The sequence below is a fragment of the Mesorhizobium sp. L2C066B000 genome (genome assembly GCF_000502335.1).
Taxonomy (GTDB): domain Bacteria; phylum Pseudomonadota; class Alphaproteobacteria; order Rhizobiales; family Rhizobiaceae; genus Mesorhizobium.
Genome location: NZ_AYWZ01000010.1, coordinates 111,439 through 128,313, shown reverse-complemented (window position 1 = coordinate 128,313; position 16,875 = coordinate 111,439). Strand labels below are relative to the sequence as shown.

At 64.3% G+C, this 16,875-nt stretch carries 20 protein-coding genes and 1 pseudogene; 7 read left to right on the top strand and 14 right to left on the bottom strand.

Annotation, left to right across the window (positions count from 1 at the left end):
- Positions 1-59: 59 nt before the first annotated feature.
- From mepA to X733_RS145910, 4 genes are read right to left on the bottom strand one after another with little or no spacing between them, the layout of a single operon-like run.
- The gene (gene mepA, locus X733_RS145895) at positions 60-1,154 is read right to left on the bottom strand and encodes a penicillin-insensitive murein endopeptidase (protein WP_023819305.1); all 1,095 of its coding nucleotides are present in this window, start codon (positions 1,152-1,154) and stop codon (positions 60-62) included.
- Between the two features lie 34 nt (positions 1,155-1,188).
- Positions 1,189-2,118: an SDR family oxidoreductase gene (locus X733_RS145900; RefSeq protein WP_023819304.1), complete on the bottom strand. Its 930-nt coding sequence runs from the start codon at positions 2,116-2,118 to the stop codon at positions 1,189-1,191.
- Positions 2,115-3,269: a tRNA epoxyqueuosine(34) reductase QueG gene (gene queG, locus X733_RS145905; protein WP_023819303.1), complete on the bottom strand. Its 1,155-nt coding sequence runs from the start codon at positions 3,267-3,269 to the stop codon at positions 2,115-2,117. Before queG ends, X733_RS145900 begins: the two co-directional genes overlap by 4 nt.
- Positions 3,250-3,942 (bottom strand): glutathione S-transferase family protein, encoded by a 693-nt coding sequence (locus tag X733_RS145910; RefSeq protein WP_023728745.1) that lies wholly within the window; start codon positions 3,940-3,942, stop codon positions 3,250-3,252. The genes queG and X733_RS145910 overlap by 20 nt, the downstream gene beginning before the upstream one ends.
- A 171-nt stretch (positions 3,943-4,113) precedes the next feature.
- Here X733_RS145910 and X733_RS145915 point away from each other — a divergent pair, with 171 nt between their 5' ends.
- The gene (locus X733_RS145915; RefSeq protein WP_023672062.1) at positions 4,114-4,920 is read left to right on the top strand and encodes an undecaprenyl-diphosphate phosphatase; all 807 of its coding nucleotides are present in this window, start codon (positions 4,114-4,116) and stop codon (positions 4,918-4,920) included.
- 175 nt (positions 4,921-5,095) lie between these two features.
- Here X733_RS145915 and X733_RS145920 read toward each other — a convergent pair whose 3' ends face one another.
- Together X733_RS145920 and rsmI are read right to left on the bottom strand one after the other, a co-directional pair.
- Entirely contained in the window at positions 5,096-5,473 is a 378-nt protein-coding gene (locus X733_RS145920) for a YraN family protein (RefSeq protein ID WP_023745884.1), read from the bottom strand.
- Positions 5,466-6,374 (bottom strand): 16S rRNA (cytidine(1402)-2'-O)-methyltransferase, encoded by a 909-nt coding sequence (rsmI, locus tag X733_RS145925; RefSeq protein ID WP_023819302.1) that lies wholly within the window; start codon positions 6,372-6,374, stop codon positions 5,466-5,468. Before rsmI ends, X733_RS145920 begins: the two co-directional genes overlap by 8 nt.
- A 172-nt stretch (positions 6,375-6,546) precedes the next feature.
- Between rsmI and X733_RS145930 the strand changes: the two genes are divergently transcribed.
- Positions 6,547-6,732, top strand: coding sequence for a hypothetical protein (locus tag X733_RS145930; protein ID WP_023681229.1), 186 nt, complete (start codon positions 6,547-6,549; stop codon positions 6,730-6,732).
- A 79-nt stretch (positions 6,733-6,811) separates the two neighbouring features.
- On the opposite strand, the pseudogene X733_RS1000000170915 reads toward X733_RS145930, so the two are convergent.
- The 7 genes and pseudogenes from X733_RS1000000170915 to rph form a co-directional block, all read right to left on the bottom strand.
- Positions 6,812-6,946: pseudogene (locus X733_RS1000000170915) on the bottom strand (transporter); the annotation flags it as partial.
- Positions 6,947-7,137: 191 nt separating this feature from the next.
- Entirely contained in the window at positions 7,138-7,461 is a 324-nt protein-coding gene (locus X733_RS145940; RefSeq protein WP_023819301.1) for a low molecular weight protein tyrosine phosphatase family protein, read from the bottom strand.
- A gap of 3 nt (positions 7,462-7,464) precedes the next feature.
- Complete coding sequence (locus X733_RS145945; RefSeq protein WP_155923877.1) at positions 7,465-7,833, bottom strand: hypothetical protein; 369 nt, start codon at positions 7,831-7,833, stop codon at positions 7,465-7,467.
- Positions 7,834-7,904: 71 nt separating this feature from the next.
- Positions 7,905-9,062: a radical SAM family heme chaperone HemW gene (gene hemW / locus X733_RS145950; protein WP_023681230.1), complete on the bottom strand. Its 1,158-nt coding sequence runs from the start codon at positions 9,060-9,062 to the stop codon at positions 7,905-7,907.
- A complete protein-coding gene (gene rdgB, locus X733_RS145955; protein WP_023692946.1) occupies positions 9,062-9,709 on the bottom strand; it encodes an RdgB/HAM1 family non-canonical purine NTP pyrophosphatase in 648 nt (215 codons plus the stop codon). Before rdgB ends, hemW begins: the two co-directional genes overlap by 1 nt.
- Positions 9,709-10,119, bottom strand: a complete 411-nt coding sequence (locus X733_RS145960; RefSeq protein WP_023819300.1) for a VOC family protein — start codon at positions 10,117-10,119, stop codon at positions 9,709-9,711. Before X733_RS145960 ends, rdgB begins: the two co-directional genes overlap by 1 nt.
- Positions 10,120-10,309: 190 nt before the next feature.
- Positions 10,310-11,026 carry a ribonuclease PH gene (gene rph, locus X733_RS145965; protein ID WP_023819299.1) on the bottom strand — a complete coding sequence of 239 codons (717 nt, stop codon included), beginning with the start codon at positions 11,024-11,026 and terminating at the stop codon, positions 10,310-10,312.
- A 155-nt stretch (positions 11,027-11,181) separates the two neighbouring features.
- Between rph and hrcA the strand changes: the two genes are divergently transcribed.
- From hrcA to X733_RS145980, 3 genes are all read left to right on the top strand, one after another.
- The gene (gene hrcA, locus X733_RS145970) at positions 11,182-12,267 is read left to right on the top strand and encodes a heat-inducible transcriptional repressor HrcA (RefSeq protein WP_023681233.1); all 1,086 of its coding nucleotides are present in this window, start codon (positions 11,182-11,184) and stop codon (positions 12,265-12,267) included.
- A 36-nt stretch (positions 12,268-12,303) separates the two neighbouring features.
- On the top strand, positions 12,304-12,504 hold the full coding sequence (locus X733_RS145975) for a hypothetical protein (protein ID WP_023672050.1): 201 nt from the start codon (positions 12,304-12,306) through the stop codon (positions 12,502-12,504).
- Positions 12,505-12,613: 109 nt separating this feature from the next.
- A complete protein-coding gene (locus X733_RS145980) occupies positions 12,614-13,963 on the top strand; it encodes a sorbosone dehydrogenase family protein (protein ID WP_023819298.1) in 1,350 nt (449 codons plus the stop codon).
- Positions 13,964-13,987: 24 nt separating this feature from the next.
- On the opposite strand, the gene X733_RS145985 is transcribed toward X733_RS145980, so the two are convergent.
- Positions 13,988-14,683, bottom strand: a complete 696-nt coding sequence (locus tag X733_RS145985; protein ID WP_023819297.1) for a hypothetical protein — start codon at positions 14,681-14,683, stop codon at positions 13,988-13,990.
- Positions 14,684-14,887: 204 nt separating this feature from the next.
- On the opposite strand from X733_RS145985, the gene X733_RS145990 reads away from it, so the two are divergent.
- Both X733_RS145990 and cysK read left to right on the top strand, forming a co-directional pair.
- Entirely contained in the window at positions 14,888-15,505 is a 618-nt protein-coding gene (locus X733_RS145990; RefSeq protein ID WP_023819296.1) for a LysE family translocator, read from the top strand.
- Between the two features lie 252 nt (positions 15,506-15,757).
- Positions 15,758-16,732, top strand: a complete 975-nt coding sequence (cysK, locus tag X733_RS145995; protein ID WP_023692952.1) for a cysteine synthase A — start codon at positions 15,758-15,760, stop codon at positions 16,730-16,732.
- The last annotated feature ends 143 nt before the right edge of the window (positions 16,733-16,875 follow it).

Here is a 16,875-nt window from a genome sequence, read left to right as displayed (position 1 = left end):
CCGGTTTTCAATCGATTGACTAGCGCATGGCCCAGGAAAGGGAAAGCGTCAGTTCGCCATCACTGTCCGACGTTTGCCGGCGGCCGTCGCCTTGGCAGGGGAATGCCGATCTCCGGCGTGGCGGTGAAGGCGTTGGCTGCGTTTGGCAAGCCGCCCGCATTGCCCGCAATAGGCGGAGGCGCGTCGGGTTCCGGCGCCCTGGCGGCCATCGGCACGCCGCCGCCGCGATAGGTGACGGCTTCGGCCGAGTCGGCATCGGGCTGGTCGAGCACGAACTGGCATTGTTTCGGCAGGTTCGCCATCGTCATCAGGTCGCGCGCCTTGGGCGCGTCCGGGTTCTTGTTGGGCCGCCACGGCTCCTCGGTAAACCACCAGGCCAGCGGCTTGCCGCAGCCGTCGTCGTCGGGCGTCGCTTCCTGCCCCTTGCAGTTGGGCGAGCCCGGCTGGCAGCCGATGCGGATGTGGAAATGATAGTCATGGCCCCAGAACGGCCGGATTTTTCTCAGCCAGGTACGGTCGCCGGTGACGGTGTCGCACAGCTTCTTCTTGATCCCGGGATTGACCAGGATGCGCTCGACTTCCGGATAGCTCGCGGCGCGCTTCAACAGCTTGGTATGTATCGGCTTCCACAGCCTGTCCTTCACCAGATGCGTCTTGTCGTCGACCATCAGCGTGGCGCTGATGTTTTCGCGCTCCTGGGTCGTAAGCTTGCGGTCGGGCATCGGCGTCAGCCAGATGTCGGCGTCGAGGCCGATCTGGTGCGAGGCGTGCCCGGTCAGCATCGGGCCGCCGCGCGGCTGCGAAATGTCGCCGATCAGAAGCCCCGGCCAGCCGTCGGCGGCGGCATCGCGCGACAGCTTCTCGATCAGCGCAATCATCGTTGGATGACCCCAGCGCCGGTTGCGCGAGGGACGCATCACCTCCCAGTTCTGGCCGTCCATCGGAATGGCGACGCCGCCGGTGAAGCAGCCCTTTGAATAGAAGCCGAAGGATTGCGCCGCAGCCACCGCCGGCAGCTTCTTGGCGCCGAACAGGTCTTTTGCCCGTGGCTCGGCCGTGATTGCGCCCGCCACCAGCCCGGCCAGCGCCACGATCGCCAGCGCCGCCGTCAGGAACGGCCGTCTGCCGGTCAAGGATCGCATCGAAATCGTCATGAACCCCACTGCAAAAGTCCGCAACACAATCGAATCATATCACCCTCGGGCTCGCGTTTCGACTATCTACCTTCATCGGGCTGCGCGGCTCGCCGTCGCGCCAGCTGCCGTCGGCCCACATCCGATCGAACGCCTGGCGGTAGTCCGGATAGCGGAACCGGTAGCCCGCTGCCTTGATCGCGGCGTTGGCGACGCGCTTGTTCTCGCCATAGAAGGACCGCGCCATGGGCGAAAGTTGGGCGGTCTCGAAAGGAATCTCCGGCGGCGGCTCGACGCCCATCAGCGAAGCGGCATAGGTGACGACATCCTGCGGCGGCGCCGGCTCGTCATCGGTGACGTTGAAAATGCCGCCTCTATTGCCACCGATGAGGTGCCAGAGCGCACCGGCGATGTCGTCGCAATGGATGCGGTTGAACACCTGGCCGGGCTTGACCAGCCGCCTGGCCGTGCCGTTTTCCAGATTGACCAGCGCGTTGCGTCCTTGCCCGTAAATGCCGGAAAGCCGCAGGATCGCCACCGGCTTGCCGGTATCGAGGCCAAGCTGCAGCCAGTCTCGCTCGGCCGCCACTCGCATCGACGAGCGTTTCGACACCGGCCGGCACTCGGCCGTTTCATCGACCCAGGCGCCGTCATAATTGCCATAGACGCCGACGGTCGAAAGATAGCCGATCCAGCGAAGCGCCGGCATCGCCTCGATCGCCTTGCGCGCGGCGAGAAGCACAGGGTCGCCGGCCTCCTCCGGTGCCACGGAGACGACGAGATGGGTGGTGGTCTCCAGCGTTTCGCCGATTTCAGGTGTCAGGGCGCCGTGAAACAGCAGCGGCGCGATGCCGGCCTGACGCAATGCCTCGAATTTCTCGGCCGAGCGCGTGGTGCCGAAGATCGTAATCGCCTCCGCATTGGCCCGTGCAAAGGCTTTGCCCGAATAGCCGGCGCCGAAGATAAAAACCTGTTTTTCGCTCATGCGTGCGCCTCAATTGGCAATGCGGACAGCCATTCGTCCTGCACTGTCGTGTCGGTTTCGGTTTTCAAGTAGATCGCCGCCTGCCCGTTGAATTCGGCGGCCGTCACCAGCCGCGCCAGCGCCCAGATCGCCGCGCCGCGCACCAGCGGCGAGGCGTCGCCAAGGAGGGTGCGGACAGGGTCAGCCAGCAAAGTATCGCCGGAATTGCCGGCGGCAACCAGCACGTTTCGGACAAAACGATCGCGGCCGATGCGCTTGATCGGCGAGCCCGAGAAGAAAGACCGGAACGCCGTGTCGTCCAGCTGCAACAGCTCGCCGAGCGGCGGCTCGCGCAGTTCGTCGCGGGCAGCAAGCTTGGCTTCCGAAGCGGCGCGGGCAAACTTGTTCCACGGGCAGGCGGCGAGACAATCGTCGCAGCCATAGACGCGGTTGCCGATCTTTTCGCGGAATTCTTGCGGGATGGGCCCCTTGTTCTCGATGGTCAGGTAGGAGATGCAGCGCCGGGCATCGAGCCGGTAGGGCGCCGGAAAGGCGTCGGTCGGGCAGGCGTCGAGACAGGCGCGGCAGGAACCGCAATGGTCTACCTCGGTCGCATCGGGCGTGAGCTCAGCCGTGGTGAAGATGGTGCCGAGAAACAGCCAGGAGCCGTGCTCGCGGCTGACCAGGTTGGTGTGCTTGCCTTGCCAGCCGAGCCCGGCGGCCTCAGCCAGCGGCTTTTCCATCACGGGCGCCGTATCGACGAAAACCTTCACGTCGCCGCCGGCCCGCGCCACGATCTTGCCGGCGATCTCCTTCAGCCGGCCTTTCATCACCTCGTGATAGTCGCGGTTTTGTGCATAGACCGAGATCGCGCCGCGATCGCGCCTTGCCTGCAGCGCACGCGGATCGTGGTCGGGGCCGTAATTCATTGCCAGCACGATGATCGAGCGCACCTCGGGCCACAGCGTCGAAGGCTCGCTGCGGCGTTGGAGCGTCTCCGCAATCCACGCCATCGAACCGTGAAAACCATCGGCGACGAATTCGGCCAATCTGGCTGGCGCCAGCGGGATCGCATCGGGCGTGGTGACGGCAACCGCATCGAAGCCGGCGCGCCGCGCCTCGGCGTCGATCAGCGCGCGCAGGGTTGGGCTTCTAGAAGTCGAGGTCCGCATAATGCGACACCGGCGACAGGCCGCGAACCCGGTCGGAGAGCAGCGGCCGGAACGACGGCCGCGATTTCACCCGCGTGTACCATTCGCGCGCCGCGGCATGCTCGCGCCAGTCGATCTCGCCGAGATAATCCAGCACCGACAACGTCGCGGCCGCCGCCAGGTCGGCATAGGTGACCTTGCTGCCGGCCAGCCAATGGCGGGTGCCGGCCAACCAGTTGGTGTATTTCATGTGCTGGCGAATGTTGGCGCGCGCTGCGCGGATCGCCGCCGAATCGGGGGAACCGCCGCCCGCCGTTTCCGGCATCACCGGCTTCAGCACCCGCTCGCGCACCAGATGCCGGGTCACTTCGCCTTCGGCCTTGTTGAGATACCAGTCTGTGAGGCGGCGGATTTCGGCGCGCTGCATAGGGTCTTCCGCAAACAGCCTCTTGTCGCGCTTCAGGACGCCACGTGTCTCGTCGAGATATTCCGCGATCACCATGGCGCCGACGATTGGCACGTCGCCCTCGGCAAGCAGGATCGGCAAGGTGCCGGCCGGGTTCAGCGCCAGAAATTCCTTGCGCCGCGTCCACGGTTTTTCCTCGATCAGCGCCAGCTCCTCGCCATATTCGCCGAAGGCGAGGCGCACGAAGCGGCAGGTGGCGAACATCGGGTGATGGAAAAGCGTCAGCATGATTCCGCGATATTAAGGCGCACTGGCGAATCGCCGTCCGCACCGGTAAGTCTTGGCGGCCCGTCATGCGGCCGTCACGGTGCTGCGACCTATAGGGGGACTTCCGCGCCGTGACAAGCAAGCCCTTTTGCCAGCCGTTTCCTTCCGTCCCTTGAATGCCGAGGTTGCCATATGGATAGCCATACCATTGTCGAAGCCCTGCTGCTCGGCCTGCTGGAGGGGCTGACCGAGTTCATCCCGGTCTCCTCGACCGGCCATATCCTGCTCGCCGGCCATTTCCTCGGCTTCCATTCCACCGGCAAGGCCTTTGAGATCCTGATCCAGCTGGGCGCCATCCTGGCGATCCTCAGCGTCTATTTCCGCCGCCTGTGGCAGATGCTGCTCGACCTGCCGCATGATCGGCTGACGCGGCATTTCGTCATCGGCATCCTGATTGCCTTCCTGCCGGCCGCCATCATCGGCGCGCTGGCGCATGATTTCATCAAGACGGTGCTGTTCGAATCGCCAAGGCTGATCTGCATCATGCTGATCGTCGGCGGCGTCGTGCTGTTGGTCGTCGACCGCATGAAGCTGCAGCCGGTCTACCGCGACGTCGAGCGCTTCCCGACAAGGCTTTACCTGCAGATCGGCCTGTTCCAGTGCCTGTCGCTGATCCCCGGGACGTCGCGCTCCGGTTCGACCATCGTCGGCGCGCTGCTGCTGGGCGTCGACAAGCGCGCGGCGGCGGAATTCTCCTTCTTCCTCGCCATCCCGACCATGGTCGGCGCCTTCGCCTTCGATCTGTTCAAGAACCGCAACGTGCTGAGCAGCGCCGACCTGCCGATCATCGCTATCGGCTTCATCGCCGCCTTCCTTACCGCGCTGATCGTCGTGCGCTTCCTGCTCGATTACGTCTCGCGCAACGGCTATTCGCTGTTCGGCTGGTGGCGCCTGGTGGTGGGCACTGTGGGGTTGGTGGCGCTGATGACCTGGGGGTGAGCTTTACCCTCCCCCCTGTGGGGGTCCGAAGGACGGGCGAGACAGGCGGCTCGCCCCGGTCAGTCGATCCGCAAAGCGGATCGGGGTGGGGGTCGGCGCCACACCCCCGCCCCGTTTCGCCAACGACGCGTCGCTTGCTCACCGACCCTCCCTACAAGGGGGAGGGTAAAGGCCGCTAACTCCTCCCATAAAACGCGTTCTCGACATGCACAGGCCAGCGCCAGGGCAGCACCGCGATCATGTCGAAGCGCATCGACAATCTGCCGTAGTCCGGCTGCCGCGACAGCCAGATGTCGGCGGCGCCTTCGATGCGGCGCTCCGATTCGTGGCCGATCGCCTCCATCGCCTCCATCAGCGTGCGCCGCGCCTTGACCTCGACGAACAGCACCAGGTCGCCGCGCCTGGCGATCAGGTCGATCTCGCCGAAGCGGGTGCGATGCCGGCGGGCGAGGATGCGATAACCTTTCAGCATCAGCGCCGCTGCCGCCAGCCACTCGCCGCGATGGCCGCGCCGATAGGCTTTTTGGCGGCTGGCGGCCGGGCGCTCAGCCACCTTCGCCTTCTCCAACCGCACCCCTGAGTTCCAGCAGCCGGCGGTAGAGCGACTGCTTCTGCCCGCCTGTCATCTTCGCCGCTTCCGCCGCCGCCTTGGACGCCGGCATTTCGGCGGCCAGCGACAGCAGCAGCCTGTCGATGTCGGCGGGTTGGCCGGCCTTGATCTCGGCGGGCCCGACGCAGATGACGATCTCGCCCTTCGGCGTGTCAGCCGCCGCATAGTGGTCGGCCAGCGCCTGCAGCGTTCCCGTCCGCATCTCTTCAAAAGTCTTGGTCAGCTCGCGGCCGATGGCGGCCTTGCGCCCACCACCCAGCGCCTCGACCATCGCAAGCAGCGTATCGGCCAGCCGGCGTGGCGACTCGAAGAAGATCAGCGTTGCCGGCACCGCCCTGAACGTTTCGAGCTTTGTCAGCCGCTGCCCAGATTTCACCGGCAGAAACCCCGCAAACAGGAAGGCGTCGGACGGCAGGCCCGACGCCGTCAGCGCCGCCAGCGGCGCCGATGGGCCGGGGATCGGCACCACGCGCAGGCCGCGCTCCAGCGCTTCGCCGACCAGCCGGTAGCCTGGGTCGGAGATCAGCGGCGTGCCGGCATCCGAAATCAGCGCCACGCTCTGCCCGGCCTCGAGTGCCGCGATCAGCTTCGGTCCGGCCTCGCCGGCATTGTGTTCATGATAGGCCGTGGTGCGGCGGCGGATGCCGTAGCGGTCGAGCAGCACGCGCGAGACGCGGGTGTCCTCGCAGGCGACGACGTCGGCGGCCGCCAGCGTTTCCAGCGCGCGCAGCGTGATGTCGGAGAGATTGCCGATCGGCGTCGCCACCAGATACAGCGCCGGCGCCAGCGGCCGGACTGCGATCTCGGTCTGCCCGATCACATAGCTGCGTTTCTCGCCGGTCACCGGGTCTCTCCATTTCGCCCTGTTTGGCATGGCGCGCGCCGGGTTGCAAAACTCCCGAACGTCGGGCCAAACCTGACGCCGATGTAACCCGGCGGCCATGTCTTTGCCATAGTGGGGAACGAAAGCGTGGCTGGCGGATTGAATACCTGAGTCTCTTGAGGAGGAGGACAGGATGGACAGCCTGGAATTGCAGGATGTTTTCGAGCCCTACTATGCCGGGCGCAACCGCGTGCCCGCGCCAAAGGGCAAGCGTGCGCTCGCCGAGAGCGACACCGGCCTGACCAGTCGGGCGGCCACCGCCTTGCCGACGAATGTCAGGCTTTCGGACAACAAACCGGACAGCACGACGGAGCACTGACCGTACGATGCCCAATCGTTTCGATATCTTCATCACCCGTCTTGAAACGAAGAGCGCCCGCGAAGGCGCGCCGCCGCATCCGATGAACGACCAGAACAGCGTCCGCCGGGACAAGAGCGACGCCAAGCCGGCCCGGACCGGAGAGGCGCATGCCGAGAAACACCGCGGCAAGCGCCGCTTCAAGCACGACGCTTAGTTTGTCGATCGGTGCAACATCGTCATCCTAGGGCGAAGCAAGGAGCGAAGTGACGCGGCGCAGACCCTATGATCCATTCCGTGACCTCTGCCGAAGGATGCAGCGGCGCAGAATTCTGAACCGCTGCAGCGCCTTAACCTCGCGGCATGAATCCTCGGGTGAAGTCCGAGGATGGCGAACGCGGGCGTGGAACGCCCCAACCACATCAGTCAGCCCAGGTATCGCGTCACCCTCACCTCCAGCAATCGCACCAACTCCGGATCCATGAATCCGTAATCATCCGGGATGTCGAAGCAGATGACGCGGGCCTTCTTCAGGCTCTCCTTGAATTTCTTCTGCAGCTTGGTGCGGTGCGCCTTTTCCATCACGAAGACGATGTCGGCCCAGGCGACCAGCTCATGCGTCAGCGGCGTGTCTGCATCGTGATTGGTGCCGGCCGGCTCGACCTCGATATCCCTACGTTTGGAGAACACCTGCTCGGCGGTCGGGCTGCGCAAGCGGTTCTGGCTGCAGACGAACAGGACGTTCTTCACCGACTACTCATCCCAGATCTTACGCAGATTTTTGCTGAGAGGGATGTACTGATCAAATGTGAGTCCATTCAGATCAAACTCGAGCAACTCATCCTTGGCGATTCCGCGAAGCTTATTTCCAATATATGTTATGAAACTGAGGACAACGCTGAATTCGCTCAAGTGGGTCAATTTTAGTTTCGATGTGACCGTTGCGTTCCTGATGAAAATCGCCTGAGCCTCAAAGAGGTCGTCTTGCTCTGGAGATCTCAAGATTTCGGTCAATCCAAACTCGAACACATCATCCGTGTTCAATGTCATCAAGGTCTCGTGGATCAGGAACGTCATCGCAGGAGTCACCTCGGATGCGGCGCTGGCACGCCAGCGGTTCAACAAGTCGACTTTCTAACATCCTTGCTCAAGCCGATAAATCGTCCAACAGCCCGGCCATTTGCCCTGTGGGCTCACCGCGCCAAATCCGCCACCACGGCATCGAGCACGATCATGCCGGCTGGCGTGGCGCGTAGCCTGGCATTGCCGATCGGCGCCACCAGCCCCTCATCCTGCAGCACGGTCAGCCGGGCGCTCGACAGGCCGCGCCCGGAAAACGCCTCGTAGCGGGAAAGGTCGATGCCTTCGGCCAACCTCAGCCCCATCAGCAGGAACTCGTCGGCCTCTTCGGAGCGCGTCAGGATCTCGCCGCCGGTGACGCCATGGCCCCTGGCCTCCACCAGATTGGCCCAGGTCTCCGGCATCCGCTCGGCGATCGTCACGGTGCGGTGGCCGTTCTCGATAAAGCGGCCATGCGCGCCCGGTCCGACGCCGACATATTCGCCATAGCGCCAATAGGTCAGATTGTGCCGGCTCTCGGCGCCCGGCCTGGCGTGGTTGGAAATCTCATAGGCCGGCAGGCCATGCGCTGCGGTGATCTCCTGCGTCAGCGCATAGAGATCGGCGGCCCGGTCATTATCGGGGATGATGAATTTGTTCGCCGCATGAAGGGCATGGAACGGCGTGCCTTCTTCGATGGTCAGCTGGTAGAGCGACAGATGGTCGGCGGCATGGCCGATCGCCTGTTCGAGCTCCGCCTGCCAGTCATCCAGCGTCTGGCCGGGGCGGGCGTAGATCAGGTCGAAGGAAAGTCTTGGGAATATGTCCCGTGCCAGGCCAATTGCATGCAGCGCCTCGTCGACATTGTGCAGCCGGCCGAGGAAGCGCAGATCCTTGTCGTTCAGCGCCTGCACGCCGAGCGACACACGGTTGACGCCGGCGGCGCGGTAGCCGCGAAATCGCTCGGCCTCGACCGAGGACGGATTGGCTTCCAGCGTCACCTCGATGCCGTCGGGCACCGTCCAGTTCTTCGCCACGGCGTCCAGCACCGCCGCCACCGTCTGCGGCTGCATCAGCGACGGTGTGCCGCCGCCGAGAAAGATACTGGTCACTTCGCGCGGCCCGGTCCGCTCGCTCATGGTCTTCAGCTCGTTCTCGAAGGCGCGGGCAAAGCGCTCCTGGTCGACCGGCTGGTGACGGACATGGCTGTTGAAGTCGCAATACGGGCATTTGGCCGCGCAGAACGGCCAATGGATGTAGACCCCGAAGCCCGGGCTGCGGTCCAGCGACATTAAGCTGAGCCTAACCTGGCGCGGGCGAATTTCTGGAAGGCGCGGGCGCGGTGCGACAGCGCCGTCGGCTGACCGGGCTTCCAGCCGTGTTTTTCCTCAGCGCTCATCTCGCCGAACGTCTTGTCGAAACCGTCGGGCAAAAACACCGGGTCGTAGCCGAAGCCCAGTTCGCCGCGCGGCGGCCACACCAGCGTTCCCTCAGCTTCGCCGCGATAATATTCAGCCTCGCCATTGGGGAAGGCCAGGCAGATGACGGCGACGAACCGCCCCTTGCGCTGCGCTGGCTTGGCGGCGCCGACCTCCTGCAAGGCCACTTCGGTGCGCTGCATGGCCATCCCGAAGTCGCGGCTGCCATCGGGAGCTTCGGCCCAATTGGCGGTGTAGACGCCGGGGGCGCCGTCGAGCGCGTCGACGCACAGGCCCGAATCGTCCGACAGCGCCGGCAGGCCGGTCGCCTTAGCCGCGGCGAAGGCCTTGATGTAGGCGTTTTCCTCGAAGGTGGTGCCGGTCTCCTCCGGTTCCGGCAGGCCGTAGTCCTTGGCCGACTTCGCCTCGAAGCCGAACGGACCCATCAAATCGGCGAATTCGCGCAGCTTGCCTTCATTGTGGCTGGCAACGACGATCTTCTTTCCATCGAGAGAATGCATCAAAGGCCCCAGATCCTTGGCTCGGCGAATTCGATCGAATTGCCCGAGGGGTCGCGTATGTAGATCGAGCGCCCGCCCTGCGGCCATTCGAATTCGCTTTCGATGGCGATGTTTTTCGCCTCAAGTTGCGCCTTCCACTGTGCGAGTTCATCCTCACTTGCGGCAAAGCAGAGATGGCCCTCGCCGACCGTGCCATGCGGCGGCACTTTCAGCCGCGCATCGGGCGCCGGCGGGATTTTGGTGGCTTCGGCGTTGAAGATGAGCAGCACGCCCGGGCCGCAGCGGAAGAAGAGATGGCGGCCGTCGACCTTGCCGAGGAGAGGGAGGCCGAGGACATCGGAGTAGAAGGTCTCGGCAGCGGCGAGATCCGTGACGTAAAGCGCTGACTCAAGAATAGCGGAGGGGTGCATCAGGCACCCCCCTCTGCCCTGCCGGGCATCCCCCCCGCAAGGGGGGAGATTGGCAGTTCCGCTGGCGGCGTCTCAACGTTGATGGTTGGCGAAAACGGTAGCGACCTCTGATCTCCCCCCTTGCGGGGGAGATGGCCGGCAGGCCAGAGGGGGGTGTGAAGGATCGCCGACGTCATCACGTTAAATTCAATCAAGCCACAGCCATCTGCTGCAAGCTCACCAGCCGCTGAATGCCCTTCTTTGCCAGGCCCATCAGCTCCGCGAACTGCCCTTCCGAGAACGGCTCGCCCTCGGCGGTGCCCTGGATCTCGACGATGCCGCCCTTGCCGGTCATGACGAAATTGGCGTCGGTGCCGGCAGATGAATCCTCGATATAGTCGAGGTCGATGACCGGCTGGCCGTCATGGATGCCGCAGGAAATTGCCGCGACATGATCTTTCAGCACCTTGGCAACCCTGGCCATCTGCCGCGCTTCCATCCAGCGCAGGCAATCGTAAAGCGCCACCCAGCCGCCGGTGATCGACGCCGTGCGGGTGCCGCCATCGGCCTGGATGACGTCGCAGTCGACGGTGATCTGCTGTTCGCCCAGCGCCTGCAGGTCGACAACGGCGCGCAAGGAGCGGCCGATCAGCCGCTGGATTTCCAGCGTGCGGCCGCCTTGCTTGCCGGCCGAAGCTTCACGGCGCATGCGCTCGCCGGTCGAACGCGGCAGCATGCCGTATTCCGCCGTCACCCAGCCCTTGCCGGAATTGCGCATCCAGCCCGGCACCTTTTCCTCCAGGCTCGCCGTGCACAACACATGCGTGTCGCCGAATTTCACCAGGCACGAGCCTTCGGCGTGTTTGGAGACGCCGCGCTCGAAGGAGATGGCGCGCATTTCGTCGGCTTGGCGTTTAGAAGGGCGCATCGAGGCCTCTTTCTGTTCTTTTACGGTTGCGTCGGCGGCTTGTAGACGCATGCAGCCCATGGCGCAAAGGAAAAGGCCGGGCGATCTGGCACAGACGCCGGGTTGCGCGGGGGCGATGGAAGTCTATATCCTTGAGCCGGAGGTTTTTGGCTCGAATGACCAAGGCAGTCACCGAACCCAGTCTGCTGGCGCCCGCGCTGCAATCGCTCGACATGCGTTCGCGCGACATTTTCCGGCGCATCGTCGAATCCTATCTGAAGGACGGTGAGCCTGTGGGATCGCGCAGCCTGTCGCGCATCCTGCCGTCGTCGCTGTCGCCGGCGACCATCCGCAACGTGATGAGCGACCTCGAGCATCTCGGCCTGATCTATGCCCCGCACATCTCGGCCGGGCGCCTGCCGACCCAGACCGGCCTGCGCTTCTTCGTCGATGCCTTCATGGAGCTTGGCGATCTCTCCGACGAGGAACGCCGGGTCATCGAGGCGCAGGTGCGCGCCTCCGGCTCGGGCGCGACGCTGGAACACATGCTGACCGAGGCCAGCCAGATGCTGTCGGGCATGTCGCGCGGCGCCGGCCTGGTGCTCGCCACCAAGAACGAGGTGGCGCTGAAGCACATCGAGTTCATCCAGCTCGAGCCGACCAAGGCGCTGGCGGTGATGGTGTCGCAGAATGGCGATGTCGAGAACCGCGTCGTCGACCTGCCGGCCGGCATCACCGTCTCGCAGCTGCACGAGGCCTCCAACTTCCTCAACGCCCATATCAGGGGCCGCACGCTCGCCGAGGCGCGCATCGAGATCGCCCGCATCAAGGACGAGACCAGGGCAGCGCTGGACACGCTGTCGCAGGATCTGGTCGAGAAAGGCCTAGCGGTGTGGGCCGGCGCCGATAGCGGCCTGCCGGCGCGCCTTATCGTGCGAGGCCGCGCCAATTTGCTCGAAAACGTCACCGCCCAGGCCGATATCGAATTGCTGCGCCACCTGTTCGAGGATCTGGAGACGCAGGACGGGCTGATCCAGCTGCTCGACCTCGCCGAGGACGGCCCCGGCGTGCGGATCTTCATCGGCTCGGAAAACAAGCTGTTCTCGCTCTCCGGCTCGTCGCTGGTCGTGGCGCCTTACCGCGACAAGGACGCCCGCGTCGTCGGCGCGCTCGGCGTCATCGGCCCGACCAGGCTGAATTATGCCCGCATCGTGCCGATGGTCGACTACACGGCCCAATTGATTACCCGGATGTTAAGATAATTCCGAAGCCGGGATCACCGTAAAGGAGGGCGCAGAATGGCGCTTGAATCGTTCAAGGCCCAGATCAGCATGCTGCTCGAAGAAATGGTCAACCAGCCGGAGGACGAGCACGAAATCCAGGAGCAGCTGCGCGAAAAACTGCGCGAAATGCGCGCCATGGGCTTGCCGCTGCCGGAAGATCTCGTCGCATTGGAAAAGCGTCTCGACGACGATCTGGACGTCGAAGAGGAAAGTTGAGCGGTTCTCTCGTCGAATCTGCGCGCGCGCACGCTTCTCTTTTGCGGCGGCTGCACAATATCTCCCTTGTGCATGACGCGCCGACCGGCGCGAGTTCGAGGAGAACAGCATGATCCGGATTGCCGGCTTGGCAGGCCTTGCCCTGCTTCTGGCCACCAGCACCTTCGCCCAGGAGGCCGATCAACCGCTGCTGACCGGCAAGGACGCTTTCGGCGACTGGAAGGCCGACAAGCCAGGTGTGCGCCGGCTGATCAAGCCGGATGATCTGCAAAAGCCCAACATCACCGAATCCGCCTCCAACAGCGCCGGCCTTGGCGATCGGCCCGAGGGCGCGAAGCCCGTCCTGCTGCCTGGGTTTTCGGCCGAACTGGTTGCTTCCGGCATTTCCAATCCGCGGGTCGTGCGCGTGGCGCCGAACGGCGACCTGTTCGTCGCCGACAGCGACGCCAACCAGATCCGCATCTATCGGCTGGCCAAAGGTAGCGCGAAGCCGGCCGAAGAGGGCATTTTTGCCGACAATCTCAACCAGCCCTATGGCATTGCCTTCTACCCGCCTGGCGACAAGCCGCAATGGGTCTACGTCGCCAACAACGACAGCGTGGTCCGCTACGCCTATCGCGACGGCGACCTTAAAGCGTCCGGCGAACCGGAGACGATTGTCTCCGACATCCCTACCGGCGGCCACTGGACCCGCGATATCGCCTTCTCGCCGGATGGGAAGACGCTGTATCTCTCGGTCGGCTCCGGTTCTAACGTCGCGGAGGGCATGGGGAAGGCACCGAATAGCGGCCTTGACGCCTGGGCAAAATCACAGCCACTCGGCGCCACCTGGGGTTCCGAGGATGGCCGTGCCGACGTGCTGGCCTTCGGCCCCGACGGCAAGAATGGCCGCATCCTCGCTACTGGCCTGCGCAATTGTTCGGGCATGACCGTGCAACCGGCCACCGGCGCGCTGTGGTGTGTCGTCAACGAGCGCGACGGTCTCGGCGACGATGTGCCGTTCGAATATGCCACCTCAGTCAAGGACGGCGCCTTCTATGGCTGGCCCTGGTATTATATCGGCGCCAACGAGGACCCGCGTCACGAGGGCGCGCGCCCAGACCTCGCCGGCTCGGTCGCCGTGCCCGACGTGCTGATGCAGGCGCATTCGGCGCCGCTCAACATCGCCTTCTATGACGGCGACAATTTTCCGGCCGAGTACAAGGGCGATGCTTTCGTCGCCCTGCACGGCTCCTGGAACCGTGGTATGAGGACCGGCTACAAGGTGGTGCGGCTGAGATTCAGCGACGGCAAGCCGACCGGCGAGTACCAGGATTTCATCACCGGCTTCGTCCTCTCCGACGACGCCGTCTGGGGCCGGCCGGTCGGCGTCGCGGTGGCCAAGGACGGCGCGCTTATCGTAACCGAGGATGGCAATGGCACCATCTGGCGCATCACCCATGTCGATGGCCCATCCTGAGCCGGCGAACAGCGCAATCCGGCCCTAATGCACGTCCCGATGGATCACCTTGGGATAGGTATGGATCACCTCGGCCGATGAGACGCGGTCATCGAAACCGGTATCCCTGAGATTGAAGAGGCCGACCGAGCCGAAGGACTTCTTCGCCCCTTGCGCGAAGCGGCCGTCGCTGAAATCGTGTTCGTAAAGCGTCACCGTGACGTGGCCGGCATTGAGCTTCGGCACGTAAACACTGCTGATGGTGTCGTTGGCGACGCCAAGCTGGTTGACGTTGAAGCGATAGAGGTCCTGCACCATGCGCCGGGCCGCATTGCCATTGATCATCCAGTATTCGCGGCGCGATGCGCGGTTCGGGTCGATGAGTTTGAGCGGCGCCTTGCGGCCAAGCCCGAGCCAGTGCTCGAACACCATCACATTGGCGCCCCACGGATAGGGATAGTTGGACTTGTCGATGATGCGTGGCGGGCCATCCTCGGCAATCTCGGCGGTATCGACATGGTCCAGCCATTGCAGCTGGAACGACGCTTCCACGTTGAGGTCGGTACTGCGCGGATCGGCAGCGATGATGCGCCAGTCGGAGACCGGCGGATATTTGGTGTCGAGGTCGATGTAGAATTCGCCTTTGGCGGTGTCGTCGGGGTCTATCTTTTGCGGTCCGTCACGCTCCATCGCCACCAGTCGCACCTTGAACCGGTTGTTGACTACCAGCGGATAGATCATCGGACGAATGGGGTGAGCGCCAGGGTCCCGGCTGTCGGTAAAATATCCAGTCTGCGGAACGACATCGCTATCGCCCTTGTCGAACAGGCTGAAAGCCTGACGCCCCTCGAATGACCGGCTTTCATGTCCTGCTTGGCGCAATCGAATCCGTTTTGCCGTTGCAGGCTTTCATGGCATCAGAGCGGCTCAGGAGGTGCGACCGTCATGACCCTCACCGGCTTCCTTGCCTATAGTGCTGCGCTGGGCATCGCCGCCGCCATTCCCGGCCCCGGCGTCACCGCGCTTGTGGCGCGGGCGCTCGGATCCGGCTTCCGCTCGTCGCTGGCGATGTCGTTCGGCCTGATGCTCGGCGACCTTATTTATCTCACCGCGGTGGTGCTCGGCCTTGCCTTTGTCGCGCAAAGCTTCGGCATGGTGTTTCTCGCCATCAAATGGCTGGGCGTCGCCTATCTCGCCTTCCTCGGCTGGCGTTTCTGGACGGCCGGGATCACGCCAGAGACTGTCGAGGCCAGGAAAGGCAAGGGCGGCCTGGTATCGAGCTTCCTTGCCGGCCTCACCGTCACGCTGGGCAACCCGAAGACGATGATCTTCTACCTCGCCATCACGCCGACCATCGTCGACCTGAAGACCATCACGCTCGCCGACTACGGCATCCTGGTCGCGCTCACCGTTATCGTGCTCTGCGTGGTGCTGGTGCCCTATCTTGCGCTGGCCGCCAAGGCGCGCTGGTTCCTGAAATCGCCACGCGCGCTGAAGGCGCTGAACCGCACTGCCGCCGGCTTCATGGTGGGCGCGGCCGCTGCCATTGCCGCACGTCAGTAGATCGGTTCAGGCCCATCCATTCCGCCGATCGGTCCATCCGGAAAATGCGGCTNCCATTGCCGCACGTCAGTAGATCGGTTCAGGCCCATCCATTCCGCCGATCGGTCCATCCGGAAAATGCGGCTTGAGGAGACAAGCGTTTTCAGCAAGCGGCCCACTCGATATTTTCGGCCGGCAGCCTATCTTGCGCGGGCGAAAGCCCTATTCTGTCCGCCGACGCCAATTGCCTGATCTGATTTGGGAGCGAAACCAATGAACAAGCCTTCCGCGCGCGTGCCCGGCCGCGGCCGTGTCTACAACTCGATCACCGAGACGATCGGCGACACGCCGCTGGTGCGGCTCGACAAGTTCGCCAAGGAGAAGGGCGTCGTTGCCAACCTTCTTGCCAAGCTCGAATTCTTCAATCCGATCGCCTCGGTCAAGGACCGCATCGGCGTTTCCATGATCGAGGCGCTGGAAGCGTCGGGCCGGATCAAACCCGGCAAGACGACGCTGATCGAGCCGACCTCGGGCAATACCGGCATCGCGCTCGCCTTCGCCGCCGCCGCCAAGGGCTACAAGCTGATCCTGACCATGCCCGAAACCATGTCGGTGGAGCGCCGCAAGATGCTGGCGCTGCTCGGCGCCGAACTGGTGCTGACGGAAGGGCCGAAAGGCATGAAGGGCGCCATCGCCAAGGCTGACGAACTGGCCGCCACCCTGCCTGACGCCGTCATCCCGCAGCAGTTCGAAAACCCGGCCAACCCGGAGATCCACCGCCGCACCACCGCCGAGGAGATCTGGAACGACACCGATGGCGGGGTCGACATCTTCGTCGCCGGCATCGGTACCGGCGGCACGATCACCGGCGTCGGCCAGGTGCTGAAGCAACGCAAGCCCTCGGTGCATGTCGTCGCCGTCGAGCCGGAGGCCTCGCCGGTGCTGTCGGGCGGCCAGCCCGGCCCGCACAAGATCCAGGGCATCGGCGCCGGCTTTGCGCCCAAGATCCTCGACACCTCGATCTATGACGAGATCGTCAAGGTCTCCAACGAGGATTCGGTCGCCAACGCCCGCCTCGTCGCCCGCCTTGAAGGCGTGCCGGTCGGCATCTCGTCGGGCGCTGCCCTGCAGGCCGCCATCGTCGTCGGGTCGCGGCCGGAGAACAAGGGCAAGAACCTGGTGGTGATCATCCCGTCCTTCGCCGAGCGCTATCTGTCGACGATCCTGTTCGACGGGCTGGGGGCTTAACGTCTTAACTGGATAGGCGGCGATCCTTCGCACCCCCCTCTGCCCTGCCGGGCATCGGGGGGTGCTGTCCCTCCGACATCGGAAGTCTCATGGCTGGACCGCAGAAAACCCGGCCGTGGCGTCCGCCACCGGCTTGAGCGGGA

Bases quoted from the DNA above. Each gene is read 5' to 3' on its own strand.
- mepA (WP_023819305.1), bottom strand. From the start codon at position 1,154: ATGACGATTTCGATGCGATCCTTGACCGGCAGACGGCCGTTCCTGACG.
- X733_RS145900 (WP_023819304.1), bottom strand. From the start codon at position 2,118: ATGAGCGAAAAACAGGTTTTTATCTTCGGCGCCGGCTATTCGGGCAAA.
- queG (WP_023819303.1), bottom strand. From the start codon at position 3,269: ATGCGGACCTCGACTTCTAGAAGCCCAACCCTGCGCGCGCTGATCGAC.
- X733_RS145910 (WP_023728745.1), bottom strand. From the start codon at position 3,942: ATGCTGACGCTTTTCCATCACCCGATGTTCGCCACCTGCCGCTTCGTG.
- X733_RS145915 (WP_023672062.1), top strand. From the start codon at position 4,114: ATGGATAGCCATACCATTGTCGAAGCCCTGCTGCTCGGCCTGCTGGAG.
- X733_RS145930 (WP_023681229.1), top strand. From the start codon at position 6,547: ATGGACAGCCTGGAATTGCAGGATGTTTTCGAGCCCTACTATGCCGGG.
- hemW (WP_023681230.1), bottom strand. From the start codon at position 9,062: ATGTCGCTGGACCGCAGCCCGGGCTTCGGGGTCTACATCCATTGGCCG.
- rdgB (WP_023692946.1), bottom strand. From the start codon at position 9,709: ATGCATTCTCTCGATGGAAAGAAGATCGTCGTTGCCAGCCACAATGAA.
- X733_RS145960 (WP_023819300.1), bottom strand. From the start codon at position 10,119: ATGCACCCCTCCGCTATTCTTGAGTCAGCGCTTTACGTCACGGATCTC.
- rph (WP_023819299.1), bottom strand. From the start codon at position 11,026: ATGCGCCCTTCTAAACGCCAAGCCGACGAAATGCGCGCCATCTCCTTC.
- hrcA (WP_023681233.1), top strand. From the start codon at position 11,182: ATGACCAAGGCAGTCACCGAACCCAGTCTGCTGGCGCCCGCGCTGCAA.
- X733_RS145975 (WP_023672050.1), top strand. From the start codon at position 12,304: ATGGCGCTTGAATCGTTCAAGGCCCAGATCAGCATGCTGCTCGAAGAA.
- X733_RS145980 (WP_023819298.1), top strand. From the start codon at position 12,614: ATGATCCGGATTGCCGGCTTGGCAGGCCTTGCCCTGCTTCTGGCCACC.
- X733_RS145985 (WP_023819297.1), bottom strand. From the start codon at position 14,683: ATGATCTATCCGCTGGTAGTCAACAACCGGTTCAAGGTGCGACTGGTG.
- X733_RS145990 (WP_023819296.1), top strand. From the start codon at position 14,888: ATGACCCTCACCGGCTTCCTTGCCTATAGTGCTGCGCTGGGCATCGCC.
- cysK (WP_023692952.1), top strand. From the start codon at position 15,758: ATGAACAAGCCTTCCGCGCGCGTGCCCGGCCGCGGCCGTGTCTACAAC.